General features: G+C 41.4%; 7 protein-coding genes, 1 tRNA gene, 2 rRNA genes and 2 pseudogenes. 6 read left to right on the forward strand and 6 right to left on the reverse strand.

Annotated elements, in window-relative coordinates; all coding sequences use genetic code 11:
• Positions 1-17: 17 nt before the first annotated feature.
• The 4 genes and pseudogenes from glnG to argE form a co-directional block, all read right to left on the reverse strand.
• On the reverse strand, positions 18-1,445 hold the full coding sequence (gene glnG, locus AACL31_RS01720) for a nitrogen regulation protein NR(I) (RefSeq protein WP_310512068.1): 1,428 nt from the start codon (positions 1,443-1,445) through the stop codon (positions 18-20).
• A gap of 9 nt (positions 1,446-1,454) precedes the next feature.
• A pseudogene (glnL, locus tag AACL31_RS01725) lies at positions 1,455-2,485 on the reverse strand (nitrogen regulation protein NR(II)).
• A gap of 149 nt (positions 2,486-2,634) precedes the next feature.
• A complete protein-coding gene (glnA, locus tag AACL31_RS01730) occupies positions 2,635-4,044 on the reverse strand; it encodes a glutamate--ammonia ligase (RefSeq protein WP_310512069.1) in 1,410 nt (469 codons plus the stop codon).
• A gap of 259 nt (positions 4,045-4,303) precedes the next feature.
• Positions 4,304-5,458 (reverse strand): acetylornithine deacetylase, encoded by a 1,155-nt coding sequence (gene argE, locus AACL31_RS01735; RefSeq protein WP_310512070.1) that lies wholly within the window; start codon positions 5,456-5,458, stop codon positions 4,304-4,306.
• Between the two features lie 625 nt (positions 5,459-6,083).
• On the opposite strand from argE, the gene oxyR reads away from it, so the two are divergent.
• Positions 6,084-6,986: a DNA-binding transcriptional regulator OxyR gene (gene oxyR / locus AACL31_RS01740; RefSeq protein WP_032115839.1), complete on the forward strand. Its 903-nt coding sequence runs from the start codon at positions 6,084-6,086 to the stop codon at positions 6,984-6,986.
• Positions 6,987-7,021: 35 nt separating this feature from the next.
• On the opposite strand, the pseudogene sthA reads toward oxyR, so the two are convergent.
• Positions 7,022-8,419 (reverse strand): annotated as a pseudogene (gene sthA, locus AACL31_RS01745) (Si-specific NAD(P)(+) transhydrogenase).
• A 211-nt stretch (positions 8,420-8,630) separates the two neighbouring features.
• Here sthA and fabR point away from each other — a divergent pair.
• Entirely contained in the window at positions 8,631-9,272 is a 642-nt protein-coding gene (gene fabR / locus AACL31_RS01750) for an HTH-type transcriptional repressor FabR (protein WP_180816194.1), read from the forward strand.
• A 226-nt stretch (positions 9,273-9,498) separates the two neighbouring features.
• Here the strand turns inward: fabR and trmA are convergent, their stop codons facing one another.
• Entirely contained in the window at positions 9,499-10,602 is a 1,104-nt protein-coding gene (gene trmA / locus AACL31_RS01755; protein ID WP_310512071.1) for a tRNA (uridine(54)-C5)-methyltransferase TrmA, read from the reverse strand.
• A gap of 339 nt (positions 10,603-10,941) precedes the next feature.
• Here trmA and murI point away from each other — a divergent pair, with 339 nt between their 5' ends.
• The 4 genes from murI to AACL31_RS01775 all read left to right on the forward strand — a co-directional run bounded on the left by murI (position 10,942) and on the right by AACL31_RS01775 (position 17,197).
• On the forward strand, positions 10,942-11,781 hold the full coding sequence (murI, locus tag AACL31_RS01760; RefSeq protein ID WP_339053712.1) for a glutamate racemase: 840 nt from the start codon (positions 10,942-10,944) through the stop codon (positions 11,779-11,781).
• A 432-nt stretch (positions 11,782-12,213) separates the two neighbouring features.
• Positions 12,214-13,757, forward strand: a 16S ribosomal RNA gene (locus tag AACL31_RS01765).
• An 87-nt stretch (positions 13,758-13,844) separates the two neighbouring features.
• Positions 13,845-13,920, forward strand: a tRNA-Glu gene (locus AACL31_RS01770).
• Between the two features lie 373 nt (positions 13,921-14,293).
• Positions 14,294-17,197: ribosomal RNA gene (locus AACL31_RS01775) — 23S ribosomal RNA — on the forward strand.
• The 16S and 23S rRNA genes sit together here with 1 tRNA gene alongside, the layout of an rRNA operon.
• The last annotated feature ends 121 nt before the right edge of the window (positions 17,198-17,318 follow it).

Raw genomic sequence — 17,318 nt, forward strand, 5'->3', positions numbered from 1 at the left:
ACTTCAGCTCTTTTTTACTACTCGATACCAAATTCTTTCAATTTACGAGTAATAGTATTTCTCCCCCAGCCGAGTAAGCGAGCGGCTTCTTGTTTATGGCCTTTGGTATGGATTAAAGCGCATTCAAGCATTGTACGTTCAATCTGCGGTAAAACTTCCTGTAGTAAATTCTGTTTATTATTTTCGAGTGCGGTTTTTGTCCAATTGGCAAGTGGATCAAGCCATATTTCGTTATTTGCCGAAGGTTTCTTTTTAGGCGAATAGCGAAATTGTTGATTTTGTTGCAAATCGCTAGGCAGATCTTGCGGCAATATCACTAGGCTGGAAGACATCACTGTAAGCCAACGACAGACATTTTCTAACTGGCGTACATTACCCGTCCAAGGTAAAGACATTAAGATAGTTTCTGTCTGTGGCGCCAAAATTTTGCTCTCAACGCCAAGTTCTTGTGCTGTTTGGCGTAAAAAATGGCTGGCCAAATGTGGAATATCTGCAGTCCGTTCACGCAATGGTGGAAGCGGAATGCGGATCACATTGAGGCGATGAAAGAGATCTTCTCTAAATTTTCCTTCTTGTACTAGTTGCTCAAGGCATTGATGGGTTGCGGCGATAATACGGACATCAACTTTAATCGGTGTATAACCACCAACCCGATAAAACTGGCCTTCAGCCAATACGCGTAAAAGGCGAGTTTGAATATCAAGTGGCATGTCACCAATTTCATCGAGGAAAAGTGAACCACCATGCGCTTGCTCGAAGCGCCCTTGCCTGACCTGACTGGCGCCAGTAAAAGCGCCTTTTTCATGACCAAATAACTCAGATTCAATCAGATCTTTAGGGATAGCCGCCATATTTAACGCAATAAAAGGCCCTGCTGCTTTAGGACTATGGCGATGAAGTGCATCCGCAATTAACTCTTTACCAGTGCCTGACTCACCGTTAATAAGTACACTAATCGAGGAGCGGGATAAGCGACCGATAATTCGATAAACTTCCTGCATGGCTGGTGCTTCACCAATAATCTTGGTGACAGGAGCGGTCGGAAAAGAATTTGATCCACTACTCGGTTGTTGATTGCGATAATAATTAAGTGCGCGTTCAACCAACGATATCGTTTCGTCAATATCGAAAGGTTTTGGCAAATAATCAAAAGCACCTTGTTGATAGGCATTAACTGCGGTATTGAGATCTGAATGGGCAGTCATAATAATAATCGGTAATTTAGGATGACTTTGTTTAAGTCTTGTCAGTAATGATAATCCATCGTTTTCTGGCATATGGATATCAGAGATTAAAACATCCGGACAGGTTTTCTCTAATGCAGCCAGTACACTTTGAATATCTTCAAAACTGCGACATTCCATGCTGGCATTATTTAACGCTCGTTCTAAAACCCAACGAATGGCATTATCATCATCAACGATCCACACCGTACCTTTTTGCATATCAGTTACCTAATTCTTAATAGGAAGATAAATCGAAAATTGTGTCTGGCCAGGCCAACTGGAAAATTCGATCCTGCCAGCATGCTGGTCAATAATATTTTGTGCAATTGAGAGTCCTAAACCATTGCCACCTTTACGATGACTGACCCTTGGATAGAACAGCGTATCTTGTATCTGTGACGGGATGCCTGGACCATTATCTTCAATATCGATCCGGGCAGCAAGTCGATACGTTTTTCCATGTAATGTCACTTGAAATGCGGTGCGAGTCCGTATAGTCAAGGTTCCGCCGTTTTCTTCCATTGCTTGTATCGCGTTTTGGCTTAAATTGAGTAATACCTGTTCAATTTGTTCCGGATAGTGTGGAAACTCAGGTAAACTGGGATCATAGTCTTTTATTAGTTTAATATTTTCCGGTAGTGTCAGTGATATTAAATGGTAAGTACGCTCAACAACTTGATGAATATTCTGTTTTGTTTTTGCGCCAGGATGTTGGGGGCCAAGTAGACGATCAACTAAATTACGCAAGCGATCGGCTTGCTCAATAATTACTTGGGTATATTCCAACTGATTAGAATTATAAAGGGTTTTGGCTAACAGCTGAGCTGCTCCACGTAAACCACCTAATGGATTTTTTATCTCATGAGCTAAAGTACGGATTAACTCACGTGATGCGCTTTGTAATGATTGTTCTTGATCTAAACGGCGATGGTGATTGACTGGCGAAAATTCTAGCAAAATAAAGCATGGTGAAATGGGCTGCGCACTGATAGTCACGATATAAGAGTGATTATTAATAACCAGAGTAACGTCATTATCGGTAAAGCTTAGATTTTTTTTTGCATTAAATCCATATTAAGCGAACAATAATCAAACAGTACTGGTAGCGGTGTACCTAGTAATTTTCTTGGGCTAGCTAAAAAAAATTGGCGGCTAGCATGATTAGCGTAATGGATAATGAGTTCATTATTGAGTAATAGAATATTATGCAATAAACAATCTAAAATATGATCGCCAATTGGTAAATTATCAATTTTCACTTGGTCTTACTCCTGCACCTTTTTAGTGCATATTAACATATTTGAGTATAAACCAAGAGTTTTTGTTCAATTTTTATGCAGAAAAAACCTCATCAAAAGATGAGGTAAATATTACAATACAACAAAAATACTCAGCGGAGAATGGCTTATCAAACGCTGTAGTATATTTCGAACTCTAATGGGTGAGGTGCCATCCGAATACGTTGAACATCATCTTTTAATAAATTGATATAAGCATCGATCGTTTCATCAGTAAATACTTCACCCCGTTTCAAAAACTCCCGATCAGCATCCAATGCCTGTAGTGCTTCTTCCAGTGAACTGGCAACGGTTGGGATCTCTTGTGCTTCTTCTGCGGGTAAATCATATAAATTTTTGTCCATTGCTTCACCCGGATGAATTTTATTAATAATTCCATCGAGACCTGCCATCAATTGTGCCGCAAAGGCTAAGTACGGATTGGCAGCCGGGTCTGGGAAACGAACCTCAATACGCGATGCTCTAGGATTAGTAACGATTGGAATGCGAATAGAAGCTGAACGATTACGTGCGGAGTAAGCCAACATTACAGGTGTTTCAAAACCTGGCACCAGACGTTTATAAGAGTTGGTGGTTGGATTAGTAAAGGCATTTAAAGCTCGCGCATGTTTAATAATACCGCCAATATAATAAAGTGCCATTTCAGATAACCCGCCATATTTATCACCGGCAAACAAGTTGCTGCCATTTTTTTCCAGTGACATATGACAGTGCATACCAGAGCCATTATCACCCACTAGTGGTTTTGGCATAAATGTTGCTGTTTTACCAAAAGAATGGGCAATATTGTGCACCACGTATTTGTATATTTGTGTTTCATCGGCCTTTTTAGTCATGGTATTAAAACGGGTAGCAACCTCGTTTTGGCCTGCGGTGGCAACTTCATGGTGGTGTGCTTCAACAATTAATCCCATTTTCTCCATGGTGGAACACATAGCGGAGCGCATATTTTGTGAAGAGTCAACGGGAGGGACAGGAAAATAACCACCTTTAACGCTTGGCCGATGGCCTTTATTACCATCTTCATAATGTGCGCCAGAATTCCAGGCTGCTTCAACATCATCGATATGATAATAAGCACCAGAAATATTGTTACCAAAGCGAATATCGTCAAACACAAAGAATTCAGGTTCAGGTCCAAATAATATCGTATCTGCAATACCGCTACTACGTAAGAAATTTTCGGCGCGTTTAGAAATTGAACGTGGATCTCGTTCGTAGCCCTGATGAGTGTGGGGCTCTAGGATATCACAGCGAATAATTAGGGTTGAATCACTAAAAAAAGGATCTAATACTGCCGTCTCAGGATCAGGCATAAGCATCATATCTGACTCATTAATTCCTTTCCAACCGGCAATTGACGAACCGTCAAACATTTTACCTTCTTCAAAGAAATTTTGGTTAATTTGGTGAGCAGGAATAGTGATATGTTGTTCTTTACCTCTGGTATCGGTAAAGCGTAGATCAATATATTTAACATAGTGCTCTTTGATCATGGATAAAACATGCTCAACAGACATAAAGATTCTCCTGATTGGATCCTATTTTGAACATAGCGCCAAAAAGTTTTACTATAGTTAATTATTCACTATGCGAAAATCATGCCAAATTTTTATAACTGATAATAGATGCTTTTTTAATGATTTATTAGTAAATAATCATAAATTGAATAATAAATCGCACCATTCTTGTGCAAATCGGATGCTATTAAAGCACAATCATGGTGCGGTAGTCGAAAAAAAGATAGAGCTGGTCTTATTTTATTCCCAATTTAGTAGTTTATTTTTTCAAGCAAAAATAGGATATCATTTGTGAAAGTAATTCAATTGTCGGTTTTATATATTTAAGTTCAATAAATTCATCAGGTTGGTGAGCCTGCTCTATCGAACCTGGCCCTAATATTAATGTTGGACATCGCGTTTGAATAAAGGGCGCTTCGGTGCAGTAATTAACGGTTTGAGCTTTTTTATCTAATAAATTTTCAATTATTTTCACCATGTTATGATTTATTGGGTATTCAAAACCGGGAATAGGCGGATGAAGTTCCTCGATAGTTAAGCGATCAGGCCAACGATGTTTAATCGGTTTAAGTGCGGCATGTAACAATTCATCCAAATTTTTTAGTGACAGACCGGGTAGTGGACGAATATCGATATGTAATTCACAACACCCACAAATTCGATTTACGGCATCACCCCCATGAATATGTCCAAAATTCATTGTTGGGTAGGGAATATCAAATGCCTTGTTGTGGTAATCGGTTTTTAGTCTATTTCTAAGCAAAATTAACTGACTAATGGTTTCATGCATTAACTCAATCGCATTGATACCCTGTTCCGGATCACTTGAATGGCCAGATTGACCGGTAATACGAATGGCATTGGCAATATGCCCCTTATGAGCGCGAATCGGTCGCAATGAAGTTGGTTCACCAATAATTGCTAATTCAGGCTGAATTTCTGCAGTTGTAGCAAAATAACGTGCTCCGGCCATGGTGGTTTCTTCATCAGCGGTTGCCAGAATATAGATGGGATGCTGTAACTGATCAATATCGACATTGCGTAAAGTATCAATGATAAAAGCGAAAAAACCTTTCATATCCGCGCTACCTAAACCATATAATTTGTCTTTATATTCCGTTAATTGGAAAGGATCTTTTGTCCAGCGCCCGTCATCAAAAGGAACCGTATCAGTATGCCCACAAAGTAGTAATCCAGCCTCTCCTTGGCCAAAAGTAGCCAGTAAATTGAATTTATGGCGGCTATCTGGTACAGGTTGAATGGTTATTTTACCACCTAGTGTCGTAAGCCATTCTGCCAGTAGATTAATTAATGTTTCATTACTTAGATCGCGTCTTGCATCGACAGAACTAATTGATGGTATGGCAACTAATTGACGGTATAACTCAATAAATGTGGGCAGTTTGTTTTTCACTGTTGTCAGCCTTAATGACTAAAATTTCAGTACTCATGCATTTCATTGAATAAAAATACAACAATTAATGTTAGTTCAGTGTACAAGATTTATTAATGAGAGGGTTGATGATACAAATTTTTTCTTTTAATTGATAACAACAATATATACAGGATAAAGGAAAATTAATGGCGTATAGGATCGTCGATTAATATATTTCGATATAAAGATTTTATTTAAGAATTAAAAAAATATTTGCTTTAACATAATAATATTATTGATAAAATAATTATTTCAATATATCGATTTAAATTCAGCAATGACCATTAATTTGTTCATAAAAGTTTAGTGAAGTCTTTATTGGTGATGTGTTCAATCGATGCTTAGTGAATCTGAATTTCAATAAATAGGGTGTTGAAGCATTGATTTATGGTCGCAACTTAGTTGTGAAATATTAGCTGCTTAGTAGAATCAGTTATTGGCGCTAAACAACTCACCGCGAAAGCGTTTAATTTATTCGTTTTTGTCTATAAATTATGAAGATAAATTTTTTTTGCCGAATTTTTTCGTTGATAGGAAAACTGGATCCATTATGATGAATAGATAGGTTGATTCTATCAAATTTGTATTTAGGGAAGGAGTAGGCATGAATATTCGTGATTTGGAGTACCTTGTTGCATTAGCTGAGCATAAACATTTTCGGCGTGCTGCAGATGCCTGCCATGTTAGTCAACCGACCCTCAGCGGTCAAATTCGTAAATTGGAAGACGATTTAGGTGTTATGTTATTAGAGCGGACAAGCCGAAAGGTTCTGTTTACTCAGCAGGGGTTATTATTAGTTGAACAAGCCAGAACAGTATTGCGAGAAGTTAAAATACTGCAGGAAATGGCTTCCTTACAAGGTGAAAGCATGTCAGGCCCGTTACACATAGGATTAATTCCTACTATCGGTCCTTATCTTTTACCTCACATCATTCCAGAATTACACCGTTTATTTCCTAAATTGGAGATGTATTTACATGAAGCACAAACACACCATCTGTTAGCGCAATTAAATAATGGCAAACTAGATTGTGCAATATTAGCGCAAGTGAAGGAGACCGAAGCTTTTATTGAAATACCTCTGTATGAGGAACCTATGCGATTAGCTATTTATGAAGGACATCCATGGTTCAATCGTAAGGAAATTGAAATGCGTGAGCTTGTTGGACAGAAATTACTTATGTTGGAAGATGGACACTGTTTACGTGATCAAGCGATGGGATATTGTTTTCAGGTTGGGGCAAAAGATGATACCCACTTTCGTGCCACCAGTTTAGAGACATTACGTAACATGGTGGCAGCCGGAAGTGGTATAACGCTATTGCCAGATTTATCTGTACCGAAAGAGATAAAACGTGATGGTGTTTATTATCTTGATTGTATTAACCCTGTTCCTTCACGTTCGGTTGTTTTAATTTACCGTCCTGGCTCACCGCTTAGAAGTTGTCATGAGCAGTTTGCTGAGGCAATTCGTAAACAAATGTATCGATACTATAGTAAAAATTAATTGTTTACTTACTACTAATATTGAGCTTTATTGGGTTAAAACAGACGGTTTAACCCATTCAGTGCGGCAACCCGAAATGCTTCTGCCATAGTTGGATAATTGAAGGTAGTATTAACAAAATATTCAATAGTATTACCTTCACCTTTTTGCTCCATAATTGCCTGGCCAATATGAATAATTTCTGCTGCACGCTCACCGAAGCAGTGAATACCTAGAATTTTTAATGTTTCGCGATGAAATAGGATCTTTAAACTGCCTACATTCATCCCTGCAATTTGTGCTCTGGCTAAATGTTTAAATTGAGCACGCCCGACTTCATAAGGAATTTTCATGGCAGTCAATTGTTGTTCTGTTTTACCGACAGAACTGATTTCTGGAATGGTGTAGATCCCGATAGGAATATCCTCAATTAAATGGGTATCGCTGTGGCCCGTTGTTATCGCGCGGGCAGCGAGACGACCTTGATCATAAGCGGCTTAAGCTAAACTGGGATAGCCAATAACATCGCCGACCGCATAGATATTTTTATTATGAGTACGATAGGTAGCATCAACTTTAATCAAACCTCGATTATCAATAGGAATAGCGATATTTTCTAAATTTAGATTATCGGTATTTCCCGTACGGCCATTAGCATATAATAGACAATCGGCTTTAACCTTTTTACCTGACTTCAGATGAATAATTACGCCATCATCTGTTCCTTCGATTTTTTCATATTCTTCATTATGGCGAATGACAACACCACTATTCCAAAAATGGTATGATAAAGCGTCTGACATTTCTTGGTCTAAAAACGACAGAAGGTGATCACGGGTATTAATAAGATCAACTTTTACCCCTAATCCTCTAAATATTGAAGCATATTCACAGCCAATTACCCCTGCACCATAAATAATAACATGGTGGGGTTCATGATTGAGAGTTAAAATTGAATCACTATTGTAAATGCGTGAATGCAGAAAATCGACATCGGGAGGACAGTATGGACGAGAGCCGGTTGCGATAATGATTTTTTCAGCATATAGAGTATCGTAGGTACCATCATTATAAAGAACTTTTAAAGTATGTTGGTCAATGAAAGAGGCTTCACCGGCAAACATTTTGCAACCATTTCGTTCGTAAAATCCTTGCCGCATATGTGTTTGTTGATTAATTACGGTCTCGGCTTGTTTAAGAATGTCGGAGAAAGAAGAGCGTAAAAGCCGGGATTTATCGCTGTATAATGGATTTTGATTAAATTCGATAATTCGGCTGACCGCGTGCCGAAGCGCTTTAGAAGGAATGGTTCCCCAGTGGGTACAACCACCACCAATTTTATTATAACGTTCAATGACTGCGACTTTTTTCCCTTGTTTTACCAACCCCATTGCTGCACCTTCTCCCCCGGGGCCGGAACCAATAACGATAGTATCAAATTGAATCTGTGGCATTCGGTATAACCTATTATTATGTAAATACGAATAGACAACTCAGATTAACATTATCTTCTTTAATCAAGCTTAAATATAAGATTCAGGCTTTACATTTTAATAAATAACAGAAATTCCTTATATACTAGTTAAACTTAAGGACACTGCAAATCTGTTAAAATTTGGTATAGTAGCCTAGTTACATTATTATCGAAGAGGTATATTAATTACTGTGAGTAATATTACAGGCGTCAGAGCAAAGCAGAAAGAAAAAACGCGTCGTTCTCTGATAGAAGCGGCGTTTAGTCAATTGAGTGCTGAGCGTAGCTTTACTAGTCTCAGCTTACGTGAGGTTGCCCGAGAAGCGGGTATTGCACCGACTTCTTTTTATCGACATTTTCGTGATGTTGATGAATTAGGATTGACCATGGTGGATGAAAGCGGTCTTATGCTCCGTCAATTAATGCGTCAAGCACGACAGCGTATTGCAAAAGGTGGCAGTGTTATTCGAACATCTGTTGCTACTTTTATGGAATTTATTGGTAATAATCCGAATGCCTTTCGATTATTGCTGCGTGAACGTTCAGGTACATCGGCTGAATTTCGTGCGGCAGTTGCCAGAGAAATCCAGCATTTTATTGCTGAATTGGCCGACTACTTGCAACAGGAAAGTAATATGCCTCGGTATTTTACTGAAATTGAAGCCGAAGCCATGGTTACTATAGTATTTAGTGCGGGGGCAGAAGCATTAGATATTGATCAGGAAAAAAGGCAGCTTTTGGAAGAACGATTAGTTTTACAGCTTAGAATGATCGCCCGCGGAGCCTATTATTGGTATCGTCGTGAACAGGAAAAACATAATATTAAATTATAAATAATTTTTTGCAGTAAACCAAAAATTGCAATTATTTATTGGTGTTTTCTATATTAGTTTTTTAAATGACTTTTAATATTATGAATGTTAGAGAAATATTGTCTATATCAATATTATTTAATATATTCTTAAAATAAAAATAATATTAGCTATCATTAGATAGATTTTTTGCTGTTATGACTTATAAAATAAAACGCCATATTTTTTAATGGCGTTTTTATTTCATTCAAATATGTTTTTTCTCAAGTAAAACACCGCATTCAATATGGTGGGTATAAGGAAATTGATCGAATAACGCTAATCGATCAATTTTATGAGTTTTATTGAGTATATTTAAATTGTGACAAAGTGTATTAGGATTACAGGATATATAAAGAATACGTGGATATTTTTGTACTAATTCAAGCGTTTTTTCATCTAAACCACAGCGAGGCGGATCGATTAAAATAGTCTCACATTTATAACTTGTTAAATCAACACCTTCAAGGCGTTTAAACTGACGTTCACCTCGTATTGCTTGGGTAAAATCTTCTGCTGACATTCGAATAATTTTTACATTATTAATTTTATTAGCTTCAATATTATATTGAGCCGCTGCTACTGATGGTTTTGCAATCTCGGTTGCCAGAACACGATTAAAATTTTGTGCTAGTGCGATAGAAAAATTACCGTTTCCACAATAAAGCTCCAGTAAATCACCTTTTGTGTTTTTAGTAATATTAATCGCCCATTCTAACATTTTGATATTTATTCCGGCATTGGGCTGGGTAAAACTATTTTCAATTTGGCGATAGATAATTGACTTACCTGAAATAGGTAATACCTCATCAATATGATCCTGTTCTAATATAATTTTTGTTTTTGCTGCGCGGCCAATAAGTTGTATATCAAAACCTTGATTAATTAGAGCGCTACGTAATTGTTTAGCTTGTTCAATCCATTCTTGTTCCAATTTTTTATGATAAATTAATGAAACAATAATCTTATTACTTAATGTTGATAAATAATCTACTTGGAAGAGTTTATACCGTAAAAGCGGTTTAGTTTTAATTAATGGAATTAAAGCAAGCATCATTTGATTAATTAATTTACTAGCGCTAGGTAATTGATCAACTCTTATACGTTGTTTAGTCGTTTGATCAAACATTATATGAAATAAATCTGGTCCTTCATGCCAGAGGCGAAATTCAGCGCGCATTCTATAATGGGAAAAATCAGAACGAAAAATTTCTGGCTCAGGTGCATTAAAAGGCAGCATAATACTGTTTAAATATTTGATTTTTTCAGCTAACTGCAAGTTGTATTGTGTAATTGACAAATTATTTAGCATGTATTCAGATTCATCTTGATAAAAAATTTTCTATCGTGAGATTGTAGGGAAAGAGAAAGAGAAGTCTAGCTTTGGTGCACGATTTATAGATAGTAATTACAAAGGTTTTTCTAAAGCTTATTTTTTGAATATTGATAGTAAGAGTCGTAAAGTTTTAGTTCTTCGATATTGGACGGTAATGCAAAAATAAAAATAGGTTATAATATTGTCTTAAAACCAGCGGACAATTATTACAACAGCACAGGATTCATTCAATCTATTATTACTGTATAATTACTCATGACTATTTTTACTAACAATTCTCTTATCAGCATATTGTTCATTATTGTGATGAAATGAATGAAAAATGAAATAAAAAAAGTAACCTCTGCTCAGTCGAAAACGGCTCGGCCAACTATTCTAATTTTTGATTCTGGTGTTGGTGGGTTATCTGTTTATCGTGAAGTCAGACAGCTATTGCCAGATTTACACTATATTTATGCTTTTGATAATGATGCTTTTCCTTATGGAGAGAAAAGTGCAGAATTTATTATTGAACGTATTATTCGCTTCATCGATCAAATTCAACAAAAACATGCGTTAGCAATAGCAATTATTGCTTGTAATACGGCAAGTACGGTCAGTTTGCCTGTTTTAAGAGCGCATTTCCAATTTCCAATTATTGGGGTTGTTCCCGCAATAAAACCAGCAACTAAATTAACACGTAATGGTGTTATTGGATTATTAGCAACTAAGGTAACGGTTAGTGGAAACTATACTAGAGAACTGATCGATCGATTTGCCGTTGATTGTAAAGTTGAGATGATCGCTTCATCAGAATTAGTCGAATTAGCAGAAAAAAAACTTCATGGTCAGGTAATCTCAAAAGAAGCGTTAGTGCGCATTGTAAAACCGTGGTTAAAAATGAAAGAACCCCCTGACACCATTGTGCTCGGTTGTACACACTTTCCGTTATTATCGGCAGAACTAAAAGAAGTGCTGCTTGACGGAACCAGACTCATTGATTCAGGCGCTGCAATTGCCAGACGAGCGGTTTGGTTAATCAATAACCATCAAAATTTGATTTTGACAAAAAGTAAAAATATCGCCTATTGCACTAAAATGGATGTTGAAGCTGAAAAGCTTATTCCTGTACTGATAAATGAAAGTTTTAATCGGTTAAAAAAAATTTCTATTTAAGCCGATTTGTTGAAATATAAACCAATTAGACAAATTTTTTTTAAATAACGGTTGCCAGCGGCTTAAAAGCGCCTATAATGCGCTCCCACTGGTTGAGAATAAATAATTGGATTTTTAGTCAGTGAAGTGAAAAGAAAAGTAGAAATAACTACTTGACTTTATAGGTGAAAAGCGTAATATACGCCACCTCGCGGCCTGGGTCGCACGCTCTTTAACAATTAATCAGACAATCTGTGTGGGCACTCGCAAGACATCATCAAAAAATATTTGATTTTAAAGTCTTGAAGAGTGACAAAACAGTTAATTCATATATGAACTAATATGCAGTAACGTTATTTTGGTCGGCAGCGGCGAAGGTGGTCAAACATCGGCAAAGCGAGTTGAACAAAAGGGCGTTACGGTCAGTAAAACATTCTTTGAGCATCAAGCTTTTAATTGAAGAGTTTGATCATGGCTCAGATTGAACGCTGGTGGCAGGCCTAACACATGCAAGTCGAGCGGCAGCGGAAGGAAGCTTGCTTCCTTGCCGGCGAGCGGCGGACGGGTGAGTAAGGTATGGGGATCTGGCCGAAGGCGGGGGATAACCACTGGAAACGGTGGCTAATACCGCATAATCTCTAAGGAGCAAAGTGGGGGACCGTTCTGGCCTCACACCTTCGGATGAACCCATATGAGATTAGCTAGTAGGTGGGGTAAGGGCTCACCTAGGCGACGATCTCTAGCTGGTCTGAGAGGATGATCAGCCACACTGGGACTGAGACACGGCCCAGACTCCTACGGGAGGCAGCAGTGGGGAATATTGCACAATGGGCGCATGCCTGATGCAGCCATGCCGCGTGTATGAAGAAGGCCTTCGGGTTGTAAAGTACTTTCAGTCGTGAGGAAGGTGTTAGGGTTAATAACCTTAGCAATTGACGTTAGCGACAGAAGAAGCACCGGCTAACTCCGTGCCAGCAGCCGCGGTAATACGGAGGGTGCGAGCGTTAATCGGAATTACTGGGCGTAAAGGGCACGCAGGCGGTTAATTAAGTTGGATGTGAAATCCCCGGGCTTAACCTGGGAATGGCATTCAAGACTGGTTAGCTAGAGTCTTGTAGAGGGGGGTAGAATTCCATGTGTAGCGGTGAAATGCGTAGAGATGTGGAGGAATACCGGTGGCGAAGGCGGCCCCCTGGACAAAGACTGACGCTCATGTGCGAAAGCGTGGGGAGCAAACAGGATTAGATACCCTGGTAGTCCACGCTGTAAACGATGTCGATTTGGAGGTTGTGGTCATGAACTGTGGCCTCCGGAGCTAACGCGTTAAATCGACCGCCTGGGGAGTACGGCCGCAAGGTTAAAACTCAAATGAATTGACGGGGGCCCGCACAAGCGGTGGAGCATGTGGTTTAATTCGATGCAACGCGAAGAACCTTACCTACTCTTGACATCCAGCGAATCCTTTAGAGATAGAGGAGTGCCTTCGGGAGCGCTGAGACAGGTGCTGCATGGCTGTCGTCAGCTCGTGTTGTGAAATGTTGGGTTAAGTCCCGCAACGAGCGCAACCCTTATCCTTTGTTGCCAGCGAGTAGAGTCGGGAACTCAAAGGAGACTGCCGGTGATAAACCGGAGGAAGGTGGGGATGACGTCAAGTCATCATGGCCCTTACGAGTAGGGCTACACACGTGCTACAATGGCGTATACAGAGAGAGGCGAGCCAGCGATGGGAAGCGGAACTCAGAAAGTACGTCGAAGTCCGGATTGGAGTCTGCAACTCGACTCCATGAAGTCGGAATCGCTAGTAATCGCGGATCAGCATGTCGCGGTGAATACGTTCCCGGGCCTTGTACACACCGCCCGTCACACCATGGGAGTGGGTTGCAAAAGAAGTAGGTAGCTTAACCTTTTGGATGGCGCTTACCACTTTGTGATTCATGACTGGGGTGAAGTCGTAACAAGGTAACCGTAGGGGAACCTGCGGTTGGATCACCTCCTTACCTAGATAGATGGAATGTGAGTGTTCACACAGATTGTCTGATGAAATAGCGCGTAAAGCCAATCTAAGATTGACTAAAGAGCTTGAAGTCCCCTTCGTCTAGAGGCCTAGGACATCGCCCTTTCACGGCGGTAACAGGGGTTCAAATCCCCTAGGGGACGCCACTTTAGTGATTTAGAAAGGCGGTGCATCACGCTTTTAGTGTTGTGCACTGTTTGTGCTTTACGCAATAATGATTAAACCAATTTAGTGAGTTGGTTTACCAATTATGCTCTTTAACAATCTGGAACAAGCTGAAAATTGAAACACACATTATTGAAAAAATAGTGTGGAGAACTCTCAAAACTCCAATCAGTTGGGTTTTTGTTGTCATGATGAAGCGTTATGAGCGAGCAGTCAGCAATTCGAGGCGGCCAGCGCACAGCAAGCGCAGCGTACTAAAGTACGTGAGCATTGCGCGCACTGCCCAACAAAGAATTGGTGGACGCGCAGCCATAACCCAACAAAAAGACAGTAGAAGACACCTTCGGGTTGTGAGGTTAAGCGAATGAAGCGTACACGGTGGATGCCTAGGCAGTCAGAGGCGATGAAGGACGTGCTAATCTGCGAAAAGCGTCGGTAAGCTGATATGAAGCGTACTAGCCGGCGATGTCCGAATGGGGAAACCCAGTGCATTAATGCACTATCGTTTGATGAATTCATAGTCAAACGAGGCGAACCGGGGGAACTGAAACATCTCAGTACCCCGAGGAAAAGAAATCAACCGAGATTCCCCCAGTAGCGGCGAGCGAACGGGGAGCAGCCCAGAGTCAACATCAATATTTACCGCAGGAGAAGGGTCTGGAAAGGCCGGCAATAAAGGGTGATAGCCCCGTATCTGAAACGGTAAGTGTTGTGAACTCGAAGAGTAGGGCGGGACACGTGTTATCCTGTCTGAATATGGGGGGACCATCCTCCAAGGCTAAATACTCCTGACTGACCGATAGTGAACCAGTACCGTGAGGGAAAGGCGAAAAGAACCCCGGCGAGGGGAGTGAAATAGAACCTGAAATCGTGTACGTACAAGCAGTGGGAGCACCCGAAAGGGTGTGACTGCGTACCTTTTGTATAATGGGTCAGCGACTTATATTCTGTAGCAAGGTTAACCGCATAGGGGAGCCGTAGGGAAACCGAGTCTTAACTAGGCGTTAAGTTGCAGGGTATAGACCCGAAACCCGGTGATCTAGCCATGGGCAGGTTGAAGGTTGGGTAACACTAACTGGAGGACCGAACCGACTAATGTTGAAAAATTAGCGGATGACTTGTGGCTGGGGGTGAAAGGCCAATCAAACCGGGAGATAGCTGGTTCTCCCCGAAAGCTATTTAGGTAGCGCCTCGTGAATTCATCTTCGGGGGTAGAGCACTGTTTCGGCTAGGGGGTCATCCCGACTTACCAACCCGATGCAAACTACGAATACCGAAGAATGTTATCACGGGAGACACACGGCGGGTGCTAACGTCCGTCGTGAAGAGGGAAACAACCCAGACCGCCAGCTAAGGTCCCCAAGTCATGGTTAAGTGGGAAACGAAGTGGGAAGGCTTAGACAGCCAGGATGTTGGCTTAGAAGCAGCCATCATTTAAAGAAAGCGTAATAGCTCACTGGTCGAGTCGGCCTGCGCGGAAGATGTAACGGGGCTAAACCATGCACCGAAGCTGCGGCAGCGACATTTAGATGTTGTTGGGTAGGGGAGCGTTCTGTAAGCCGTAGAAGGTGGACTGAGAGGTCTGCTGGAGGTATCAGAAGTGCGAATGCTGACATAAGTAACGATAAAGCGGGTGAAAAACCCGCTCGCCGAAAGACCAAGGTTTCCTGTCCAACGTTAATCGGGGCAGGGTAAGTCGACCCCTAAGGCGAGGCTGAAAAGCGTAGTCGATGGGAAACGGGTTAATATTCCCGTACTAAGGGTTACTGCGAAGGGGGGACGGAGAAGGCTAGGCTATCCGGGCGACGGTTGTCCCGGTTTAAGCGAGTAGGTGGGTAGTGCAGGCAAATCCGCACTGCTACAACACTGAGACGTGATGACGAGCCACCAAGGTGGTGAAGTAGTTGATGCCCAGCTTCCAGGAAAAGCCTCTAAGCGATAGGTAATCATTAATCGTACCCCAAACCGACACAGGTGGTTAGGTAGAGAATACTCAGGCGCTTGAGAGAACTCGGGTGAAGGAACTAGGCAAAATGGTGCCGTAACTTCGGGAGAAGGCACGCTGGCATTAGGTGAAGGGTCTTGCATCCGGAGCTGAAGCCAGTCGAAGATACCAGCTGGCTGCAACTGTTTATTAAAAACACAGCACTGTGCAAACACGAAAGTGGACGTATACGGTGTGACGCCTGCCCGGTGCTGGAAGGTTAATTGATGGGGTAAGCCGTAAGGCGAAGCTCTTGATCGAAGCCCCAGTAAACGGCGGCCGTAACTATAACGGTCCTAAGGTAGCGAAATTCCTTGTCGGGTAAGTTCCGACCTGCACGAATGGCGTAATGATGGCCAGGCTGTCTCCACCCGAGACTCAGTGAAATTGAACTCGCTGTGAAGATGCAGTGTACCCGCGGCAAGACGGAAAGACCCCGTGAACCTTTACTATAGCTTGACACTGAACATTGAGCCTTGATGTGTAGGATAGGTGGGAGGCTTTGAAGTGTGGACGCCAGTCTGCATGGAGCCAACGTTGAAATACCACCCTTTAATGTTTGATGTTCTAACTTAGGCCCGTAATCCGGGCTGAGGACAGTGTCTGGTGGGTAGTTTGACTGGGGCGGTCTCCTCCCAAAGCGTAACGGAGGAGCACGAAGGTTGGCTAATCACGGTCGGACATCGTGAGGTTAGTGCAAAGGCATAAGCCAGCTTGACTGCGAGCGTGACGGCGCGAGCAGGTACGAAAGTAGGTCTTAGTGATCCGGTGGTTCTGAATGGAAGGGCCATCGCTCAACGGATAAAAGGTACTCCGGGGATAACAGGCTGATACCGCCCAAGAGTTCATATCGACGGCGGTGTTTGGCACCTCGATGTCGGCTCATCACATCCTGGGGCTGAAGTAGGTCCCAAGGGTATGGCTGTTCGCCATTTAAAGTGGTACGCGAGCTGGGTTTAGAACGTCGTGAGACAGTTCGGTCCCTATCTGTCGTGGGCGAAGGAAGATTGAGGGGGGCTGCTCCTAGTACGAGAGGACCGGAGTGGACGCACCACTGGTGTACAGGTTGTCATGCCAATGGCATCGCCTGGTAGCTAAGTGCGGAAGAGATAACCGCTGAAAGCATCTAAGCGGGAAACTTGCCTCAAGATGAGTCTTCCCTGACAGTAATGTCCTATAAGGGGTGTTCGAGACGAGGACGTAGATAGGCTGGGTGTGTAAGCGTAGCGATACGTTGAGCTAACCAGTACTAATGACCCGAGAGGCTTAACCTGACAACACCGAAGGTGTTTTGAGAGAGAGAATTTTAGCTTGTTTTGAGATTGAATCTGGTCGAATTTTACTGAAGGCCGAGGTGTGTTCGCTACTGAGGTAGGTGAGCAGACTGTAAGGCAG

It is taken from the genome of Arsenophonus endosymbiont of Crataerina pallida, from assembly GCF_964020125.1.
GTDB lineage: Bacteria > Pseudomonadota > Gammaproteobacteria > Enterobacterales > Enterobacteriaceae > Arsenophonus > Arsenophonus nilaparvatae.